The organism is Rubripirellula amarantea (genome assembly GCF_007859865.1).
In the GTDB taxonomy this organism is placed as follows: domain Bacteria; phylum Planctomycetota; class Planctomycetia; order Pirellulales; family Pirellulaceae; genus Rubripirellula; species Rubripirellula amarantea.
In genome coordinates, this window is the sequence record NZ_SJPI01000001.1 from 3,534,182 (window position 1) to 3,553,705 (window position 19,524).

At 54.5% G+C, this 19,524-nt stretch carries 11 protein-coding genes; 6 read left to right on the plus strand and 5 right to left on the minus strand.

Features of this window, described 5'->3' with window-relative positions; translation table 11 throughout:
* The first annotated feature begins 126 nt into the window (after positions 1–126).
* The 6 genes from Pla22_RS12900 (at position 127) to Pla22_RS12925 (ending at position 12,243) form a co-directional block, all read left to right on the plus strand.
* Positions 127–3,729 carry an ELWxxDGT repeat protein gene (locus tag Pla22_RS12900; protein WP_165440631.1) on the plus strand — a complete coding sequence of 1,201 codons (3,603 nt, stop codon included), beginning with the start codon at positions 127–129 and terminating at the stop codon, positions 3,727–3,729.
* Between the two features lie 251 nt (positions 3,730–3,980).
* Positions 3,981–4,898, plus strand: coding sequence for a hypothetical protein (locus Pla22_RS12905; protein ID WP_146514973.1), 918 nt, complete (start codon positions 3,981–3,983; stop codon positions 4,896–4,898).
* A gap of 505 nt (positions 4,899–5,403) precedes the next feature.
* Complete coding sequence (locus Pla22_RS12910; protein ID WP_165440632.1) at positions 5,404–6,846, plus strand: BBP7 family outer membrane beta-barrel protein; 1,443 nt, start codon at positions 5,404–5,406, stop codon at positions 6,844–6,846.
* A gap of 88 nt (positions 6,847–6,934) precedes the next feature.
* Positions 6,935–11,263 (plus strand): beta strand repeat-containing protein, encoded by a 4,329-nt coding sequence (locus Pla22_RS12915; protein WP_146514975.1) that lies wholly within the window; start codon positions 6,935–6,937, stop codon positions 11,261–11,263.
* A gap of 186 nt (positions 11,264–11,449) precedes the next feature.
* Entirely contained in the window at positions 11,450–11,752 is a 303-nt protein-coding gene (locus Pla22_RS12920; protein ID WP_146514976.1) for a P-II family nitrogen regulator, read from the plus strand.
* Positions 11,753–11,754: 2 nt separating this feature from the next.
* A complete protein-coding gene (locus Pla22_RS12925; RefSeq protein ID WP_146514977.1) occupies positions 11,755–12,243 on the plus strand; it encodes a hypothetical protein in 489 nt (162 codons plus the stop codon).
* Positions 12,244–12,262: 19 nt separating this feature from the next.
* On the opposite strand, the gene Pla22_RS12930 is transcribed toward Pla22_RS12925, so the two are convergent.
* The 5 genes from Pla22_RS12930 to Pla22_RS12950 all read right to left on the minus strand — a co-directional run bounded on the left by Pla22_RS12930 (position 12,263) and on the right by Pla22_RS12950 (position 19,476).
* Positions 12,263–14,206 (minus strand): PDZ domain-containing protein, encoded by a 1,944-nt coding sequence (locus Pla22_RS12930; RefSeq protein ID WP_165440633.1) that lies wholly within the window; start codon positions 14,204–14,206, stop codon positions 12,263–12,265.
* Positions 14,206–15,093 (minus strand): S1C family serine protease, encoded by an 888-nt coding sequence (locus tag Pla22_RS12935; RefSeq protein ID WP_390620266.1) that lies wholly within the window; start codon positions 15,091–15,093, stop codon positions 14,206–14,208. Before Pla22_RS12935 ends, Pla22_RS12930 begins: the two co-directional genes overlap by 1 nt.
* A 104-nt stretch (positions 15,094–15,197) precedes the next feature.
* Positions 15,198–17,078, minus strand: coding sequence for a S1C family serine protease (locus Pla22_RS12940; protein WP_146514980.1), 1,881 nt, complete (start codon positions 17,076–17,078; stop codon positions 15,198–15,200).
* 56 nt (positions 17,079–17,134) lie between these two features.
* Positions 17,135–18,274: an NPCBM/NEW2 domain-containing protein gene (locus Pla22_RS12945; RefSeq protein ID WP_146514981.1), complete on the minus strand. Its 1,140-nt coding sequence runs from the start codon at positions 18,272–18,274 to the stop codon at positions 17,135–17,137.
* A gap of 95 nt (positions 18,275–18,369) precedes the next feature.
* Positions 18,370–19,476: a glycosyltransferase family 4 protein gene (locus Pla22_RS12950; RefSeq protein WP_146514982.1), complete on the minus strand. Its 1,107-nt coding sequence runs from the start codon at positions 19,474–19,476 to the stop codon at positions 18,370–18,372.
* Between the last annotated feature and the right edge of the window lie 48 nt (positions 19,477–19,524).

Consider the following 19,524-nt stretch of genomic DNA (forward strand, 5'->3'; position numbering starts at 1 on the left):
TTGCATGATGGGGCAGTCGCGGGCGATGAAGGGGATCACCAACTTGATGTGCGGGGGGTTTAGCGATAGTATCGTGGGAGGTTTGGTTTTTGTGACTCACCACTTTCAAGAATGGGCGACTTCAACATGTCGAAAGCAAGCCATCGCCGCGGTCCGGAGGGCAAGCGAGTTCAGCGATCTCAAAAACGATGTGCGCTTCGCATTGAACTGCTTGAGCAGAGGCAGTTGCTCGCGGTCGACTTTGAGATGGTTGATATCCGGACCGGCAGTGGTAGTTCTTCCCCATTGAATTTCACGACTGCGTCTAACACGGTGTTCTTTAGTGCCGATGATGGTATCCGAGGCGACGAACTGTGGGCCACCGACGGGACCACCGCTGGCACGCGGTTGGTGCGCAACATCAGTGCGGGTGCGAAAAGCTCTGTTCCGAACCAACTCACCAACGTGGGCGGCACGATTTTTTTTGATGCGTTGGGTGAATATGAGCTTTGGAAGAGCGACGGCACATCTGCGGGCACGAGTTACGTGGACGGTACCTGGCGCGAAGGTAATTGCCTGTACGCGGTTTACTGCGATCTTTATAGCGCATCGCCCAACGGATTCACCAATTCGGGCGGCACGCTTTTCTTCAACATGAACCCCGACTTTGACGGGTACAGTTTGTACAAGAGTGAAGCTCCCCACACGGACATCGAATTTGTAAAACAGATCAATAGCTTCGATGGTGCCTATGGGGCCAAGCCATTCGGCTTTACTGATGTCGATGGAACACTTTTTTTCAGTGCTCCCAATGACACGTTCGGCACCGAATTGTGGAAGAGTGATGGCACGGAGGCGGGCACATTCATGCTCGCCGATTTGGATTCGGGCAGTGGCAGCGGATTTCCAACGCGTCTGACCAACGTTGATGGCACGCTGTATTTCCGAGGCAGCAACGGCGTTCAAGGGCAAGAACTATGGAAGAGCGATGGAACTGCCAGTGGAACGATTCTGATCCGCAACATTCGTCCTGGTCCGGGAAGTTCGAATCCCGACCGGTTGACCAATGTTGACGGAACGTTGTACTTCACCGCAAACGATGCGACTCATGGCAATGAGTTGTGGAAGTCCGATGGAACCAACGTTGGAACCACTCTGGTCAGCGACATCATGCCCGGTTCCGCTGATGCTGATCCCGCCAGTTTGACTGAGGTGGATGGCAACGTTTTCTTCTCCGCGCTTGATGGAACCGGAGGCAGGAAAGTCTTTTTCAGTGATGGCACTGCTTTAGGAACAAACGCTCTAAGTGTTCCCAGCGGGATGGCGGCGCCCATCGATCCAGTGGATCTAACCAACGTAGACGGAGTCTTGTACTTTCGTGCGCAGAGCATCGCTGCCGGCCCGGTAGAATTGTGGCGAGTCGATGCGAGCAGTATGACGATCGAAAGGCTGCAGTTAGGGATGGCAAACTCGCCAGATGTCGGAAGCATACATCCGTTCGCGCAGTCGCTGCTTTTCGCCGGTGAGACCAGCACTCTGGGTGAAGAATTGTATTTCGCTAGCGAGTCCGATGATGACGACGAGATTGACGAAGCAATACCTTTGGCGCCGGGCACCGTCACGGGTGAACTGGAAACGCTACTCGGTGGAGATACCGATGTTGATATGTACGCGTTTTCTGCTGCCGCCGGCCAAACACTTGGGATTGACGTTGATCACCTATCCGGAAATCTTGATTCATTGCTTCGCGTCTTCGACGAAGCCGGAAATCAGCTAGCGGTTAGCGACAACGACGTGGGAAGTGGTGCAGAATTCAGTAGCCTCGAAGCCTACGTGAGTTTCTTTGCGCCTTCGTCCGGTACGTTCTATGCCGCCGTGACCCGGTCGGGCAACTCTAAGTTTGACGCTGGCGATGGAACGAAAGACAGCACAACGTCTCCAGCACTGGACGATGCTTACGAGTTAATCCTTCAATCGGAAGGATTCGTTTCATTCTTGGCAGTGGATGATGCGGCGACCACTACCGAGAACCAGCCGATCACAATTTCAGTACTCGACAATGATCTGCCTGATGGCGGTGTGGTCTTGGCCGGACACATGGACGCTACCAACGGAGTCGTCACCGATAATGGCAACGGGACGTTAACCTACACGCCCGACACTGGATTCACCGTTACCGATTCGTTTGACTATTCCGTTGCACTGGCTTCGTTGGAACTAACCAGCCCGTCAACGACCGGTGGCGATCGGCTGGGTTATTCCATTGACATTGATGGCGACTATGCGGTCGTGGGTGCGTATCTGGACGACCCCAACGGCATCACCAACGCCGGTTCTGCGGTACTGTTTGAGAAGACAACGACGGGCGACTGGCAGCAACTGGCGTTACTTACCGGTGACCCACAAGCCCAAACTCATTTTGGCTGGAGTGTCGCGATCGACGGCAACACCGCCGTGGTGGGGGCACACCGTGACAAGGACAATGGCTTCTTCGCTGGTGCAGCCTACGTGTTTGACTTTGATGCCGGAGGCGTGACCTCGACGACCAAGTTGATCGGTAGCGATACGATTTCGCGAGATTTGTTCGGACGCTCGGTCGACGTTTCGGGTGATACGGTGGTGGTAGGCGCAAGCACGGCTGATCCTGTTGGCGATTTCTCCGGCGCAGTCTACGTGTTCAATCGAGATGAAGGTGGCATCGGCCATTGGGGACAGGTCAAGAAGCTGACTGGCAGCACACAAGGGGCCGGTGATCGGTTTGGGCATTCCGTTTCGATCGACAACAGCACTCTCGCCGTCGGGGCGTTTCGGCACGATGGCATCGGTGCTGATAGCGGCTCGGTTTACATCTTCGAACGCAATCGATTTGGCGCGGACAACTGGGGCGAACTCAAATCCATCGAGGCTCCCGATGCTGCAGCGGGTGATCGATTCGGCTTCAGCGTCAGCGTTCAGGGCAGCACGGTAGCCGTGGGCGCCCCACACGACGACGAAGGTGGCCTGAATCAACTCGGATCGGTTTATGTACTTTCGCAGAACGAAGGCGGCAGCAACAACTGGGGCCAGGTCGCCAAATTGCTTGCCAACGATGGAGCGGCCGGCGATCGGTTGGGATTTTCCGTCGCCTTTGACGCAAATCACATCGTTACTGGTTCACCGCAGGCCGATGCTGGGGGCAGCAGTTCTGGCCGCGCGTATTTGTTTGAAAACGTCGGCGGCACTTGGACGCAGACCCGCGTGCTGGTCAACGACGAAGTCACCGCTGCCGACCAGTACGGGATCTCAGTCGGGCTCAGCAGCGACGTCGCAGTGATCGGATCGTGGCTCGACAATCGTCCGTCCAACAACTCCGGCGGCGCCTACGTTTATGATTTGCGAGTCGATACCGCGACGGTGACTGTCACGGTAGGTTCCGGGGCGGCAGAACAGTCGGCAAATCAAGCCAAGAAACGACAAACGCTAAGCATCAGGCTACCCGAATCAGCGTATTTTGACGCTGCTAAAACGGAAGGCATTCAAGAGCGGCAAGCGAAGTCGCTTTCCGCGATGTCGATGAACTGGGAACCGTTGAAGATAGCGGCACCGCGATCGAGTTTCTCGATTCACGATCAAGTGTTCGCCTCGGAGATCGATGAAGCCGTTGAATCTGACAGTATCGAACGTGATCTCGAATGCTACCTCGATGATCTTGTGACAACTGGTTTCGCGCAGGGTTTGCTGAGTTACCGTTTGGCGAGGCAAAGAACTTAGGTTGCTTGTCGGCTGATGGTGTGGCGCAAAATTGTGCTAATTTTGCAAAGGCTACATTTCGAAACGGGTTCATTTCGTAATACGACTTGTCATCGCTAATCAAACGCAGAACGACGTAATGCAGCGGAGTTCTTGAACCGAGGAAGGAATCGAACCACCCGAAATAAGGGCTAGGGGGTTTTGCTGCCCTTCGTTAGAATTCCGCGAAGTAATGCACTCAGCCATATTTCCCCGGGATGGAAGCCCTGACGATGACGGTTCAGATAGAAATGCTTAGTAGGAAGCTTGAAGCAGTTAGTGTCGTGAAGTGGTTGTTCGTGCGAATGCTTATGAACGTTGCGATCGTTTCGACGACGGTTAGTTTCGCCGATGCGGGAATCTTCTTCATTGGGAATTCGCTGACCTGGGATGCACGACCAATGCTCTTTGACCAACCAACGGACTGGCACATTCGGTCGGGCCGCAACCTTCCCTACATTCTCGATCATCCATCGGAATTGAACGGTACAGATTCTACGTCGTGGGATGTTGGATTGGTTGACCATCAATACGACTGGCTCGTGATTCAGCCTCACTTTCGCTCGACTCTGCAGGAAGACGTGGATGCCATTTCGCACTGGATGCAATTGCAACCCAACGCAAAAGTATTGCTGCACACGGGTTGGGCGAGGCATGCCGAAATAGCGACGATCTATGAAGGTGGCAACGTCAACGATGTGATGAGTCATTCGCCGGAGTACTTCGACGACTTGATGTCCGAACTCGCAGCGACCGATCCGGGACGGGAAATTTCGAGAACCAAGCATATGGATGTGCTCTATGAGGTCAAAAAAGACATCGAGGCGGGGATTGCGCCCATTGATGAATTCAGCGACCTGTTTCGGGATTCGCTGCACTTAACGATTTTCGAGGGTCGCTATCTGGCGCACAATCTTCTTCGAAATGCTGTCGGCGAACCCACCAGTACCACTGGCTTTGTCACCCAACGTGGTGATCTGAAGTTTTCGCAAGCAACCAAAGACTACTTTGACACGAAATTGCTCGCGGTCTTGCTGGAGGATGTTCCTGCTACCGTTCCCGAAATGAGCACGTTTTTCAGCTTTGTGCTGATCGGCTGTCTGGCGTTATGGAATCGATTTCCGCGTCGGAATATCCGCAACCGGGTCTAATGCGATTGATTCATGCGTGAAATTCACGTTGTGAAACTGAACGTCAAGCTTTGCGGGTTGGGCAAGGTTTGATGATTTTTCGGATTATTCCGATTTTGGTTTGAGCTTTCTTGGTCGTCTGGACGATCTAGCTGGTGAAGGGAATATCCAAATCCGACAGGTGTCGACTTTGGTAGCCATTCAATCCCGGGGGGGAACTTGAGTTTCAGTGCGACGGCACTTTGCACGTCCACAATATTCCAGCCATCCATGGGTGAAGCCAGTGCTTACCTTCCGCTTCCAATCAATCATCTCCCTCGCCATCGCGGCGATGTTCGTTACCAGCACGTATGCGGTAGAGCCGACAGGGCAAAGCTCATCACGTCGGACGTCCGCCTACAATACGAGCTCATCCAAGAGCGTGCGGGCTAACGAACGTGTGGCTCGAGCAAGTTGGGCTCCCACTCGGGAAACTAAGTCGACAACCTCGACAAAGCAACCGCTAGTGGACCCTGAAACATCGACAGTGAAACTCGTCGATCACGTCATCTCGGAGTCTGTGATCGAAAAGCCAATTCGCGGTCAGCTCGACGATCGAATCGCACTGTCGCCAGTGCCGGGTTCGCCAATCGACGGCTTGCCTGTGTACGACGGTGGCGAGTTCTATGAAGGCGGACCTAGCTCATGCGATGCGATGCCAGGCGGCGATTGCGGTTGCGGCTTAGGCGGCTGTGATGGCGGTTGCGACTCGCTCGGCTGTGATTCACTCGGCTGCGGAAGCTGCGGTGGTGCTGGTTGCAGCACATGCGGCGAACTGGTCAGCCCTAATGCTTGGCGTCCTTGCTTGACGCTTTGTGTTCCTCAGGACGGTTGGGTCAGCTTCGAATACTTGATGTGGTGGCAAGACGGAATGAGCTTGCCTCCGTTGGTCACGACCAGCGTGGGAACCGCGATTCCAGCAACGGAATCAGGTGTGCTCGGTCAAGGCCACACTCGCACTCTATTCGGTGGCAATGATGTTCTGACTGACAGCATCGACGGCGGACGACTTCGCTTCGGAGTTTGGTTGGATAAGTGCCACACTTGGGGATTGGGTGCAGAGTACTTCGAGTTGGGTGAAGAGAGCGAAGGCTACAGTCGAACCAGCAACGGAAGCCCGCTGCTTAGTCGTCCCTTCTTCAATACTGAAACAGGGGTAGAGGACGCCGAATTGGTCGCCTTCCCAGGGATCCTTAGTGGAAATGTAACTGCAAGAGCGACAAGTAAATTGACGGGAGCCGGTGTTCATCTTCGCCACTTGCAATGTTGTTACGAAGGCTGCGGACGGGGGTTGTTCTGTGGTTGCGACGAGAAGTACTGCAGCCGCACCGAAACGATGTACGGATACCGTTTCCTAGAACTTGAAGAGAGCGTAACGGTCACCGAAGCGTTGGTAAGTTCAGACACCAGCAATCCTGGATCGTTCGATATCTTGGATCGTTTTGAGACTCGCAACCAGTTCAACGGCTTTGACATCGGTTGGATGTACAAGCGAACTCGCGGCTTCTGGACCTTTGACGCACTGCTTCGAATGGGAATTGGCAACACACGCCAAACCGTTCGCATCGACGGCAGCACCACGATCAACACGACCACTCAAACTCCCCAGGTTCAAACCTTCGAGGGCGGCCTGCTGACTCAACCCACCAACATTGCGGTTTACGAGCAGGATCAATTCACGGTCGTACCTGAATTCGGTTTGACCGCCGGATACCAACTCACTGACCATTTGCGAGCAACGCTTGGCTACACCTTTATCTACTGGTCCAACGTGGTTCGTCCAGGCGATCAAATTTCACGAGACGTGAATCCAAACTGGCTTCCCCCTCGTGACGCGACCGTAGAGGGTGCTCGTCGACCTGGATTTGAGTTCGATACGACGGACTACTGGGTCCAAGGAATCAGCTTTGGTGGCGAGTATCGCTGGTAACGGTCAAGACTGTTAGGCCTTATGGCCGATGATGACAAAGATTGCGTCTGAATGAGTCAACACGACATTCAGACGCATCACGACTTCAGTGCAGTTTCACACAATTGATGAATTGATCGCACTGTCGTTCACACACGCTCAACCCACTGTTTACGGGACGACCAAGATGACTTGGCAACGCATTCTCAGCCGTTTGACGAAGAAGAATCAAAGTACTCGACGCAACAAAGTCAAACGACGCGGTCTTCGTTTGGAATCCATGGAAAAACGCCAATTGATGGCGTCGGACCTTGGCGTCATCGCGGGAACCACTTTCGTCGACCAAGACCTTGATGGATCACCTGTTGGGGACCCACCGGTGCTGGTGGACAACTCCGGCAACCTGGTTTCGCCCGGTACCGCTGGTGCCCAAGGTGTTCAGATTCAATTGTTCAGCGACACGAACAATGACGACATCTTTGACAATAACGACCTGTTGGTCGGGACTGTCACTTCGCAGATCGACGGAAGTTATCGCTTTGATCAACTTTCGCCAGGCACCTATTTCGTAGTCCAAGCCGATGTGCCTCAACTAAGTGTTCCCGGTGCGACTTTGGTTGAAGTCACCAACGACGCCGGCATCCGGACCGCGTTGATCGATGACTACACCGATGGTGCGCAAAGCATTCAAGCCAATGCTGGTGCGACAGTTACTGATTCAGCCACTGGCTTGACCAACGTGATTGGCGGCGGCCGCGATATTCGTGCCGTTAATACGTCCGGAACAGCGATTCAGGTGATTGCCGATACAACCTCGGGCACTTTGATCATGGGGTCTACCGGCAATGCGGTTGGAACTGCGTTCGTGCAGTATGACGGCAACGACAACGACATCACACTTGATGCCACAGGGCTCAACGGCGCTTCGCTCGCTGGCGGAGCCGCTGGCGAAGCGATCGACCCTGATGCAGGTTTGATTGTGCGAACAACGTCCGAACAAGTGGGCGCCCAACTGGTCATCACGATCTACTCGACGGGTGGAAACACATCGACGACAACGATCGCCGTTCCGCCTGGTGACGCAGCTTTCTCCGAAACCTTCGTTCGCTTCAGTGCGTTCACCGGATCGGCTGACTTCAACGACGTCGGCGCGATCGAGGCTTCATTGGCCCTGTCGTCTAACAATGACGTAGCCATCGAAATTGCTGAAGCCATCACTCCCGAAATCGTTGTCACCAATCTTGCGAACATCCAAACGGTAACGCTCGGCGGCCAATTGTTTGTCGACAACTCAGACGTTGGTCAGAACAACGGCGTGCGTGAAGGAACGGAAGCCGGAATCACTGGCGTGACCGTACAGCTATACGAACTCGCTGGTCCAAACGACGTGGTCGATCCGGCTAATCAAACTCCGATCGCAACGACGACAAGTGGAGCCAACGGCACTTACAGTTTCCCCGACCTGATTCCGGGGCACTACGCCACAGTCATTCCGGCGTCTCAGTTCACAACCGGTGCGGCTCTGTTTGGATTTGCCAACAGTACTGGTAACGATCCGGCGAGCGACCCCGATGACAATGTTGATAGCGACGACAATGGAACGGTCAACAACGATGGCGATGTGATCAGTGGTACGATCACGCTTGCGTCCAACAGCGAGCCGATAAATGACGACGATACGGATCCGAACACAAATACGACCGTTGACTTCGGTTTCTTCCCCCAGATCAACCTAGCCATTACCAAGACCCTTAACGATGCTGCGTCGTCGGTCGTTTCTGGCGGAAATGCAGTGTTCGACATTGTCGTTCAAAACGCCGGTCCATTGGCCGCCACCAACGTTGTCGTAACCGACGTTTTCCCCGCAGGATTAACGTTTACCGGCATCGCCAATGCTTCGGGCAACTTTACTCAAAGCGTCAACGGAACAACCGCGACCATTTCGCTGGGAACTATTCCGGTGGGTACGACCGCGACGTTCCAACTGACCTCTGACATCCTTGTTGGCCAGACGAACGATATCACCAATACGATCTCGGTGGCTACCGATGATCAGGTGGAAACGGATTTGTCAGACAACGATGACGATGAAGTTCTTGACTTGATCTCTACCGATTTGGTCATCGTCAAGACGGACGTCACCGATCCGGTGAACGCCGGCGAAACGATCGAGTACGACCTTGTCGTGACCAATAACGGTCCCGATGATGCAAGTGGGGTCGTGATTCGCGACACACTTCCCGCAGGCGTGACATTCGCAAGTGGAAACGTAAACGGTGCAGCCAACCTAGTTACCGTTGACGCGGGTACGGGCGACATCATCGCCACCATTGGGACACTCGCCAATGGTGCCAGTGCAACGGCTCGCATCGTGGTCAACGTCGACGGTGATGCCGGCAGCACGGTCCGGAACAATGCGACCGTAACGGCCGATCCAAACACGGACCCGAATCCAGACAACAACACGACCTTTGAGGACACGGATATCAACCGATCGGTTGACGTGCTTGTCACCAAGACGGTCACTGGGAATGCAACCGCAGGTGGCGTGGTCACCTATCGAGTGTTGGTCGACAACGATGGTCCGAGCCAGGCCCGCGGCGTCACCGTGACCGATACACTTGCAGCGGACCTAACGCTTGTAAATGGCAGCTTCGATCCTGGCACTACCGGCGTAACGCTCAACCAAAGCGGACAAACATTGACATTCGATGTCGGTGATTTGGATCGCGACGAGTCGTTCTTCTTCGAGTTTGATGTTCTGATTGACGCGGGTGCGACCGGAACCATCGACAACACAGCGGTAATTGCGACCACAGATACTGACACGGTGCCTGGAAACAATACCTCGACAGTCCCAATCACTGTCGGACGCGTGGTTGACTTGATTTTGACCAAGACAGTGGATCTTTCGACTGCGGTTCCCGGACAAGATCAGTTGGTCTACACGTTTACCGTTTCGCACGACACCGACAGCGTGAGTGATGCGGTCGATGTAATCGTGACGGATGTTTTGCCGGCCAACGTCGTCAACCCGGTAATCACGGCAACAACGGCTGACAGTCAGAACTTTGACACGGGTACCAATACGATCACGGTTGGCTTCGATAGCCTTCCCGTCGGCGAGACTCGTACGTTCACGGTCACAGTGGACGTTCCTCAGGCTGCAACCGGAACCGTTGTGAACCCTGCCTCAGTCACATCGACTGCAACCGAACTCGACGATACTAACAACAGCGACAGTGCAACGACGACGCTCACACCTGTGTTTGACGTTGTCGTCGACAAGACTTTGACTAGCGGCAGTACAACGCCTGGGATTGGTTCGACGGTAACTTACAACGTCAACGTGCTCAACGAAGGCCCGAGTACTGCTACCAACGTGATCTTGACGGACGCGGTTCCTGCGGGATTGACGTTCAGCTCGGGTACGTTCAACGGTGTCAACGGCGTGCTCAGCGGAAGCAACGTTACATTCCCCGGAGTCATCTTGAACTCGGGACAAAGTATGAACGCGACATTGTCGTTCGTCGTTGCGGATACCGCCAATGGAACGATTGTCAACACTGCTAGCGTTCCAGACATGACCGCCGCTGGTGAAGACGATATCACAAACAACAGCGACACGGTTACCATCACCGTCACGCCGCAAGCTGAGCTGACGATCTCTAAGACAGTTGACGCAGCCAATGCTCAATCGGGCGGCACGTTGACTTACACCGTGCGAGTTGACAACGCGGGACCTGCTGCGGCAGCCGGTGTTGTAGTCACGGACACATTGCCAGCCGGCGTGACCTTCACTGCGGTAACGGACTTGAACGGGCAAGCCTTAACGGGTGCATCCGCCGCAAGTGGAGTGGTGACTGTCAACGCAGGAACGATTGCCGACGACGGCTTCTTTACCTTCTTGATCGAAGCCACGATCAATACGGGAGCATCGGGCACGTTGGTCAACACCGCGTCCGTCGTGACCACGACATCCGAAGTCAATCCGAACAATAATTCGGCAACCGCCCAAACGGTCGTCGATCCTGTGACTTCGCGAATTGAAGGGACGGTTTACCTGGATGCCAATGGCAATGGTATTCAAGACAACGGCGAAACCGGTATTGCCAACGTAACGTTGAACCTGACTGGCACCGATTCGCTTGGAAACAATGTCACCCGGACCGTGAACACGGACGCCGCTGGTGACTACGTGTTCGCACAGCTTGCCGCAGGAACCTATCAGGTCACTGAGATTCAGCCTGCCGGTTTCCGCGACGGCCAACTTGATCCTGGTAACAACGCCACCGCGGTGATCGGGACCAATGTCTTCAGCAATCTTGCACTCGCCGCGAACACAATCGCGGACGAATTTGATTTTGGCGAATTGGCAGCTTCAGTGTCTAAACGCCGCTTTTTAGCCTCTGCACGTTCAGCGACGGAAACGTCGTAAGGTCGCACACGTACCCTTGGCTTGGGAGCCGGTGGAAGGACACCAAGGGGACATCTGCAAAGAACATGCAAGTTACTGAGCGAAAACGCTCGGCTTTCGGGGGGAAGCCGAGCGTTTTTCTTGCGCCGGCGGTGATCTAATGCGATGCCGCAAGACAAGCATTTATCCACAGGCTAGAATACGACCATGAAGCAAATCGTTGCCATTGTTCGACCCCACCTCGCCGAAGACGTTTTGGCAAAACTTCGCCGTGCGCCCGTCGAGGCAATATGCGTCAACGAAGTCAAAGGATTTGGACGGCAAAAGAGTTACCTGGACGAATACGACCATACGGATTTCGATCAAACGTTCTTGCCCAAGGTCGAGATTACCTTGTGGGTCGATGAGTCACGCTGCGAGGAAGTGCTCGAGAAGATCGTCGAAGTCGCGCGTTGTGGTCGAATTGGTGATGGTAAAATATTCGTCATGCCTGTCGCCGAATTCTATTGATCATGCAGTGGCCACCACTCCCTGACTACGGATGCATCGCCCGTTGGCCCGCGGACGGACAATCATTTATCCATCCTGATGATGTTGCGACCGCGACAAGATGCTTTCCGAGCGAACGGGTGCTCAAACGAGAATCGTTCGACGGAACGTACTACCACTTTCGTTACGGCAAAACTCGTTTTCGATTGCGTCCGTGCATGTGGTTGAAGGTCCAGCACGAAGGCATCGACATTGGCGACCAAGTGGAAACGATTGGCACCGGGCTGGAACGTGAGTTGTTTGTTGCTGAAGTCTGGGGCATGCACTACATCCGTCGCAAAGGACGCATCGCCTACCGATTGCGTCGCGGTGACCAAGTGTTACCCCGGCTGTATTCAATCGACCATCTTAAGCTGCTAACCGATAAGGCATCGGTTCGAGACGGTGACGTGGAGTATCCGGAACCGAAATGGACGGGCGATCAAACGAACGTGGAAAAAGGTTTGCTGTGAAGCAAGTTTCGTTGTGGACTTACAACGTTTGCAGCAAACGCACCCATCGAAGCACGTCTTTGTCCTTTGCATTTCCACCCAAGATGATTGGATAGCCCGCCTGTTCCACAGCAGCAGACCATGTTGGCAATTCATCCTTGGTCGAAGTCGGCATGAAAATTTGCAGTGATGTCGACGGTTCGTTTTGACGCAAACGCACCGCGGGAGGGCGAGATTCCGCCGCGACGGCTACGCCAAAAAATCGTTCGCTTTGCGAAAACGCAACGGCTAACGCCATCGAATCCGCTGCGGATGCCTTCGTTCCGGTGACCGCACCCATCGATGTTACCGCTACGGCGTTGGAGTCAATGGGAGCTTTCTTCAGCATCGCGGATGCAAAATTCGCAACCACTTCCAGTTCCTTGGGTTGCCAACGACTGGCGTCTTCCGAAGCAATGGCACAGACGACCACGCCTAACGCTTTGGCCGACGGTTGCCATGATTTGACTGCGTCAATCGGCTTCTCTTTGCCGGGTTCCAACAATAAAACCATCAGGCCAAGGTCCTTGGTCAACGCTTCGCCTTCGGCAACCGGTGGTGCCACATAGGCGGCCACGTTGGCTGAGTCGGGCAACTTGATTTCCGATGTTTCCCATTCCTTGTCGTCGACTTGCCAGTTCGCGGGCAACGATTCGATGGCAGCACCAGCGACATCAGATAAATCAATTTCGCGAGTTTCGAGATTCGAGTCTCGCGAAAATTCCAGCTTAACTTTGCGATCGGGGTCAGCCGAAATGAATTTGCGTCGTAGCGACGAAAGGGAATCGACGTCTTGCCCATCAAACTTCGTGATCTGGTCACCAGGCTTAAGCAAGCCATCGGCAGCTGTGCCGGGGATGATCGCATCAATAATTAACCGATAATTGTCGTCGTCCAAACGGTTCTCTGAGATCGCTACCCCCAAGCGTTGAGGTTGAAGCGGCGGTATGGAATCGGTCAGCACCACGTCGATATCCAATTCTTGGTCACCGCGTTTGACCTTCAACGTGATCGTTTCTTCGGCGTCGTAGCTGCCGAGTACTTGGCGTATTTGCTGGTACCGCGTGACCGGAGTCCCTTGAACGCTCAACACCACATCGCCCGCCCGAACACCAGCCAATTCGGCGGCCGATCGTGTGCGAACTGCCGCGATGCTGGTATCGGTATCGTTAGTGTCCTTGCTGGCAGCGACGATACCGATGATGCCTTTTTTGATGTCCTTGCCATCGCGAAGTCGCTGCAGTTTCTTCGCGATAACATCGCTCGGGATAGCAAACGCGATTCCAGAGTCGTACCAGCTAGTCGCATCTTCTGCTCCGCCTTCGGCAACCGCGGGAATCAAAACGCCTAGTACGTTGCCGTACAAATCGATCAGCGGGCCACCGTACATTGCCGGGGTGACTCGTGCGTCCGTCTGAATGGCAATGCCATCGAGCCGACCTTTGGCACTTAAGATCCCGGTGCTAACCATGGGCGATTGCTTGGACCCATATCGCCCCACCGCGATGGTCGTTGCCCCGATGGGAGTGTCCGTTGGCGCGCTTAAATCAACTGGTTGAAGTTTCGCATCCGTTTTGATCTTCAGCAAAACCAAGTCACGATGATGATCTTGCGCCACAAGAGTTGCGGCGCTGCGCGACCCATCGGGCAATACGACCAAAATTGTTGCCGAGGGACGTCGCATGACGATACTCGACACCAAGATTTCGCCACTGTCGCTAACGATCAAACCTGACGTGGGCGCGTCTTGCTCAACCTCTCCTTTGACCTCGCCACTAGTGCCGATCACTTCAACGCGAACGACTGACGGCAACACATGATCGGCGGCGGCACGCACCGATTGAGCCATTGCCTTTCGATACGCAACGTCATCGGCGGTAGCGGTGCCCTGCCAGGCGAGCCAACAGCAAAACAGAACGGCGATGTTGTTAAGCGGGTTCATCATCATGGCTTCAGTACCACCGTCAGGATTTCAGTATCACGTTGAATCGTCATTGCAACGTTGTCGCGGCGGTCAATCGTTCGCAACAGTTTTGCAAGAGATCGTTGGTTTTCCACTCGCTGTCCATCGACGAGCAAAATCAAGTCGTCAGGCCGCAACTTGCTCGCGTAAGCGGGAGTCCCTTCAATGACCTCATCCACGAACGCAGGAGTGGTTTCCAGCACGTCGGGCACGAGTACCAATCCAAGTGATTGGATGTTGTGGGATTCATTGCGAGGCAACATCGGATCTTTAGTTTGCGTCGTGGTGGCCACACGTCCGGCAATAATGTCTCCGATAGTCTTTCGAAAAACATCTGCGGGCAGTGCATAGTTGAGCCACACACCCGTTGCCGCGTCGCGTAGTTCTTTTCCCAGCATTCCCACCAAGTTGCCATCGCTATCGACCAACGCCCCGCCAGCAGCACCCGGATTGTTGGCGATCAAGTCCAGCACCAGCACGTCGCCTCGGTAAGGTGTTTCGAAGGTTCCGCTGCGAGCATCTAGAGGAGCGATCGCGGCGACCGTACCTTGCATCACGCTGGCGGGTTCATTTCCGGTCGCCACGTTGAATAGGTTACTGATCGCCAGAACCGGGTCGCCGTAGTTCACCGTGCGAGTTTTGGGAACGGCAAAGTACGGTAGGCCCGACGCTTCGATCTTCAAAACGGCAATTTCAATCGCGGGATCGAAGTGGATGATTTCAGCTTCAAAGCGGCGGCCATCATCGAGTAACACAATCGGCTCTACATCAAGCACGTAACTCCACGCGGTCGCAATGTGTCCTTCAGGCGAAACCAAGAAGCCACTTTGATAGGCTTCGAGTTCTTTCAGTCCGCCAGCGCCATAGATCTTAGCAACCTTGGTCTGAGCCTCGCGTGCCCATGGGTGAAGCGACGATTGCGCATGCGAGGTGGAAACGCCAACTGCAATCGTCAGCAAGCAGAGGAAACGAATCATGATTCGGCTCCTGTGTTTTTCGGTTCGTTGGATCCTTCTGGCGCGATTGCTTTGCCGGGATCGTTTGGCTTGTCTGGCAATGTTGAAGTCCAGTCGGTGACTTTAATCTTTAAGAACGACTCGGTTCCATAACGAAGATCTAATGTGCTCGGCACGGCATCGGTGTTGCCGATATCGTGAGTGATCCACAACTCGGCGGGATCTTCATCGCGGTCCGCGAACGCTTCGATCACTTCGACCATTTGAGAATCAGGATGCGAAAGAAAACGCACTTCAATTTCACCGTCAATTCCGACCATGCAATCACGAAGCGGTCGTTCACCCCCGAGCGGCATCGTACCCAGATAATAACATTCGCCAAATTTCTTGGGCCCGTCCGCGATCATTCGCCGCCAACCGTCGAGTGCGGCGGTAATACCACCGATTGAACGTGCCGATATGGCATCGTAAATATCGCCTTTGCCATCCGCCTCTAGCGATCGCTCGCCCACTACCATCGCGATCTTTTCGTCCGTGATCATTAACTTTACTGGTTCTGCTTTTGCGTCATCTGTGATTCCCGTGATCACCCAATTGCTGCGTGGTGGAGATTCACGATCGGCGTCTGTGATCGGGTTCTGCTTACGCAACGACTCGATGAAGGATTGCTGTTCCTGTTCGTTGAAAAAATAGTTGGCATAACCATTGCGTTCGATCAATCTCGCTTGCACGTTTTCTGGGATGTCGCCAGATTCCGCCACGGTCGTGTGCCCGTGCGGGTCATCTTCACTCTCGCCATCCTCTTCTTCGCCTTCTTCAGGTTTGGGCTCTTCACGCGGTGGCGGCGGAGGCAAAGCTCCTTTCATTTTTTCGAGCAGTTCATCAGGCAAGTGAACGCTGCGGAGTCGCACGAGCGTTTCCTGCGTCTTGCCGTTTTCGCGAAATCGAACCTTCACTCGCCAACCACTCGGGAAGGTCGCCATCACGTTCTGCAGATCGTTGGCCGTGCTAACAATTCGCCCGTCGATTTCCAGAATCTCGGAATCGTATCGCAGGCCACGCCGATACGCATCACTGGATTCCAGGATGTTTGTAACGCGCACGCCACCTCCGTCCGGGGCCGTTGCCACGGTCGCGCCAAGCGTCGCGTGATCAAGAATGCGTCCGCTGCGAAGATAGCCCAGGAAGTTCTTGCATTGGTTGATTGAGATCGCGTATCCAACGCCGACATTCACGCGGCCGCGTTTTTCGAATGAGCAACGACCGACGATACCAAGCACCCTGCCTTGAGCATCGTAGATTGGTCCGCCCGAGTTGCCTGGATTGATCGATGCATCGGTTTGCAGGCAATCGCCATATTCAAGCAAGGTGCCTGATGGATACTGATAGCGATTGACACCGCTCAGGATTCCCCAGGTGACCGTTGGTTCAAGATTCGAAGCCAACAAAAAGGGGTTGCCAATCACCATGCACCAATCGCCAGCCTGCGCAGCTCGCGAATTACCCATGGTGGCATACGCCCAGTCGTTTCTTGGGCCATCTTCGCCAAGCAGTTGAATCATGGCTAAGTCGCCGACGGGATCGATTCCCACGATGACTGCATCGTAGACATTGCCATTGGCAAGGCTACATCGCATGAAAGAACCGGCGGGCGATGTGACGTGAAAGTTGGTCAACGCATAACCCTCGGGCGAGATCAACACGCCACTACCGCCACCTCCACCACCGGGGATGAAGATGCTGACTGCTGAGGGAGTCGCGCGATTGACGGCTTCGACTCTAGCCTGTTCGGCTTCCGCAACGATCGACGGTAGTTGCAAAGGTCCATCGGCGACCGTGGTGCTAACGTTCCCTACGCATGCCAATGCGATCAACGCGAACTGAAATATCGTTCTCATGTTGTCATTCCGTGATCGTTAGTTCTATCGAAAGCAGAGAGCGGATTGCTGGGAGTCTATTTCAACAAACGGGGTCGGTTGAAACGGATCGTTGTACCCATATCACCATCGTTGCCGGAATCGACCTGCAACGTGACTCGTCTTGCGTTGTTGATGTCCAATTCGAATCCACGTGCCTGGGCGTCGGGGAGTGATTCTTTCCATACCAATTCGCCATCAAGTAAAATGCGCACGCTCACCTCGCTGGCTGACTTCACCCGTTCGTCGCGACGCACCGAGCCGCTGAAGGTTCGGAACCCGTCTTCAATTCGATATTCGGTTGAACATCCGCCGCGCAATATCAAGTCTTCTAGTCCGACGGATTGAGGTCCTAGCAAACTTTCAACGAGAGCTGGATCAATGTTGACTGCCAACGATGGCTTTAAACTCGTCTCAGCCGGTTCGACGCTCGCCAGCATCATCAATCCGCTAGACCAACGGATCGAGCTAAGAAGTTCTAGCGGCAAACGATGTATGGCATTGTCGAAACGTATTTCTAAGCTCGGTGAACTGGGTTCAGCAACGACTTCGTCAACCAACCACGTCGATCCGTAGACATCGGTGATCGTGACAGGCTTAGACGATTTCGACGACGAGGTCGCACCAAAGATGATTCCCTCGAGCCGATCGATGGGAGCGGCCACAGAGTCACCGTCCAGATTGAAATTTACCTTGTCACCGGCAATGCCTTCGACAATTCCAATCGTTGGATCGAGTCGGTTGCCAGGGCGACGAATCACCATCGTATCGCCACGAGTCTCTTTTTCGAGAATTCCCAGCCACGCAGCATCGGTTTCAGCGGCGGGCCCCGCAAACCGAATCGCACGAATGGATTGAACAGGAACGCGAAGCAAAGGTTGCCGCGGGAGTTCGATCTCGGCGGTTTCGCCAGCGATCCGAATATCGCGTGCAAAGATTCGCGAACCGCCCACAAATGTGATTTGCGATTTGGGGCCCGTTCTAGGTGGGGCATCCACGACGGAAAGGCCCGTCAATTCTTCCAAACTAATTGTTTGTTTCGCTCCGTCTTGATCAAGCACCAAGCCATCGGTCGCGATCGCGGAAAGGCTACCTTGATAGGTTTCGCCCGATGTTGTGCTCACTTCCACAGGAAGGATTCCCGCAAGAGCGACGCAAACGAATGTCAATAAATTCAACGTTGGGATCTCCCCCCGAAAAGCCTGGACGAACAACAGGTCGTATTCTACCGCAAGAGTCGATTTCGCAGTATGTCGCCCAATGGAATTCCGTTCTACGAGGGAATTGATGCTCGGAGTGCTCGTTCATAGGCGTCGACCATGACGTCCCAGCCGAATGTTTCAAGGACGTCGACGCCGTTTCGAGCGATCACCTCGCGTTGGGATTCGTTGCTGATGGTTTCTTCGATTGCTTTGGCGATCTCTTCGGCCGTGGGGCCAGCAAGCCATCCGTTCTCACGATCGCGAATGATGGCTTTCGATCCCGCTTGCTCGGCCAACGCCACCGACGGCACACCCATAGCCATGGCTTCCATCAGCGCCGACGGGAATCCTTCGTAACGTGACGGCAGAACAAATATCGTTGCTTCGCCAAGTTCGTTCCACGCAGGGCTAACCCAACCGGGCAAGCTCACTCGGTCAGTCAACCCGTAGTCAGCGATTTGCTTTTCCAGATCGGGCCGCCGATCGCCTTCTCCCAAAATTCGCAGCGTCCAGTCGGGATACTTAGGTGACAGGATCGCAAAAGCATCCAGCAAGCGATCGAAGCCTTTTTCGTGGGCGAGTCGGCCGACGCCGATGATCCGTCGATTGCTAGCCGCCATTTTGCGATCGCTGGCGAAAGGTGGTTGGTCCACAGCGGATGCAATGACTTGCACCGGAGTGCGGAAGCCGTGTTCGCGAAAAAAATCAGCCGCGTCGTCGGTTTGCGTGACAATCAAGTCCGCGCTGCGGTACGCTCGCCGACGCAACCATCGCCATAGCTTGGGCAGCTTTTGACGCGTTGGATCACTACGCTCGCTCAGCACGGTGGGGATGTGACCGTGGCTTTTAACCGGCCCGACTGCTAGGCCAGCTAAAACGTTGGTGCGATCACAAAACGACAGCAGCACGTCGGGCGAAACTTTGGCCAGTTCGGTTCGGATTCTGTGAACTCGGTGCAGGACATTCCAGGCACCGGAGAGCTTGCCGCGACTAGGCCCCATCACGTTCAGGGCGAGGCGTTGTACGCATTTGTTGACCCGATGACGATCGCTAGTGCCGTCGTCAAGCGTGATAAGAGTTACCTGGTGTGACCGGTTAGCCAATCGAGAGGCTAGGCCAGCCATCACGCGTTCAGCACCTCCGCCGTCGAGCGAATGGATCAGGCAAGCGATTTTCACGAGGGCTGAATCGTGGGTGAAAGGGGGGAAGGGGTCGGGAAAGTCTGA

Coding starts and splice junctions, on each gene's coding strand:
- Pla22_RS12925 (WP_146514977.1), top strand. CDS start 11,755: ATGCAGTGGCCACCACTCCCTGACTACGGATGCATCGCCCGTTGGCCC.
- Pla22_RS12900 (WP_165440631.1), top strand. CDS start 127: ATGTCGAAAGCAAGCCATCGCCGCGGTCCGGAGGGCAAGCGAGTTCAG.
- Pla22_RS12920 (WP_146514976.1), top strand. CDS start 11,450: ATGAAGCAAATCGTTGCCATTGTTCGACCCCACCTCGCCGAAGACGTT.
- Pla22_RS12930 (WP_165440633.1), bottom strand. CDS start 14,206: ATGATGAACCCGCTTAACAACATCGCCGTTCTGTTTTGCTGTTGGCTC.
- Pla22_RS12905 (WP_146514973.1), top strand. CDS start 3,981: ATGACGGTTCAGATAGAAATGCTTAGTAGGAAGCTTGAAGCAGTTAGT.
- Pla22_RS12940 (WP_146514980.1), bottom strand. CDS start 17,078: ATGAGAACGATATTTCAGTTCGCGTTGATCGCATTGGCATGCGTAGGG.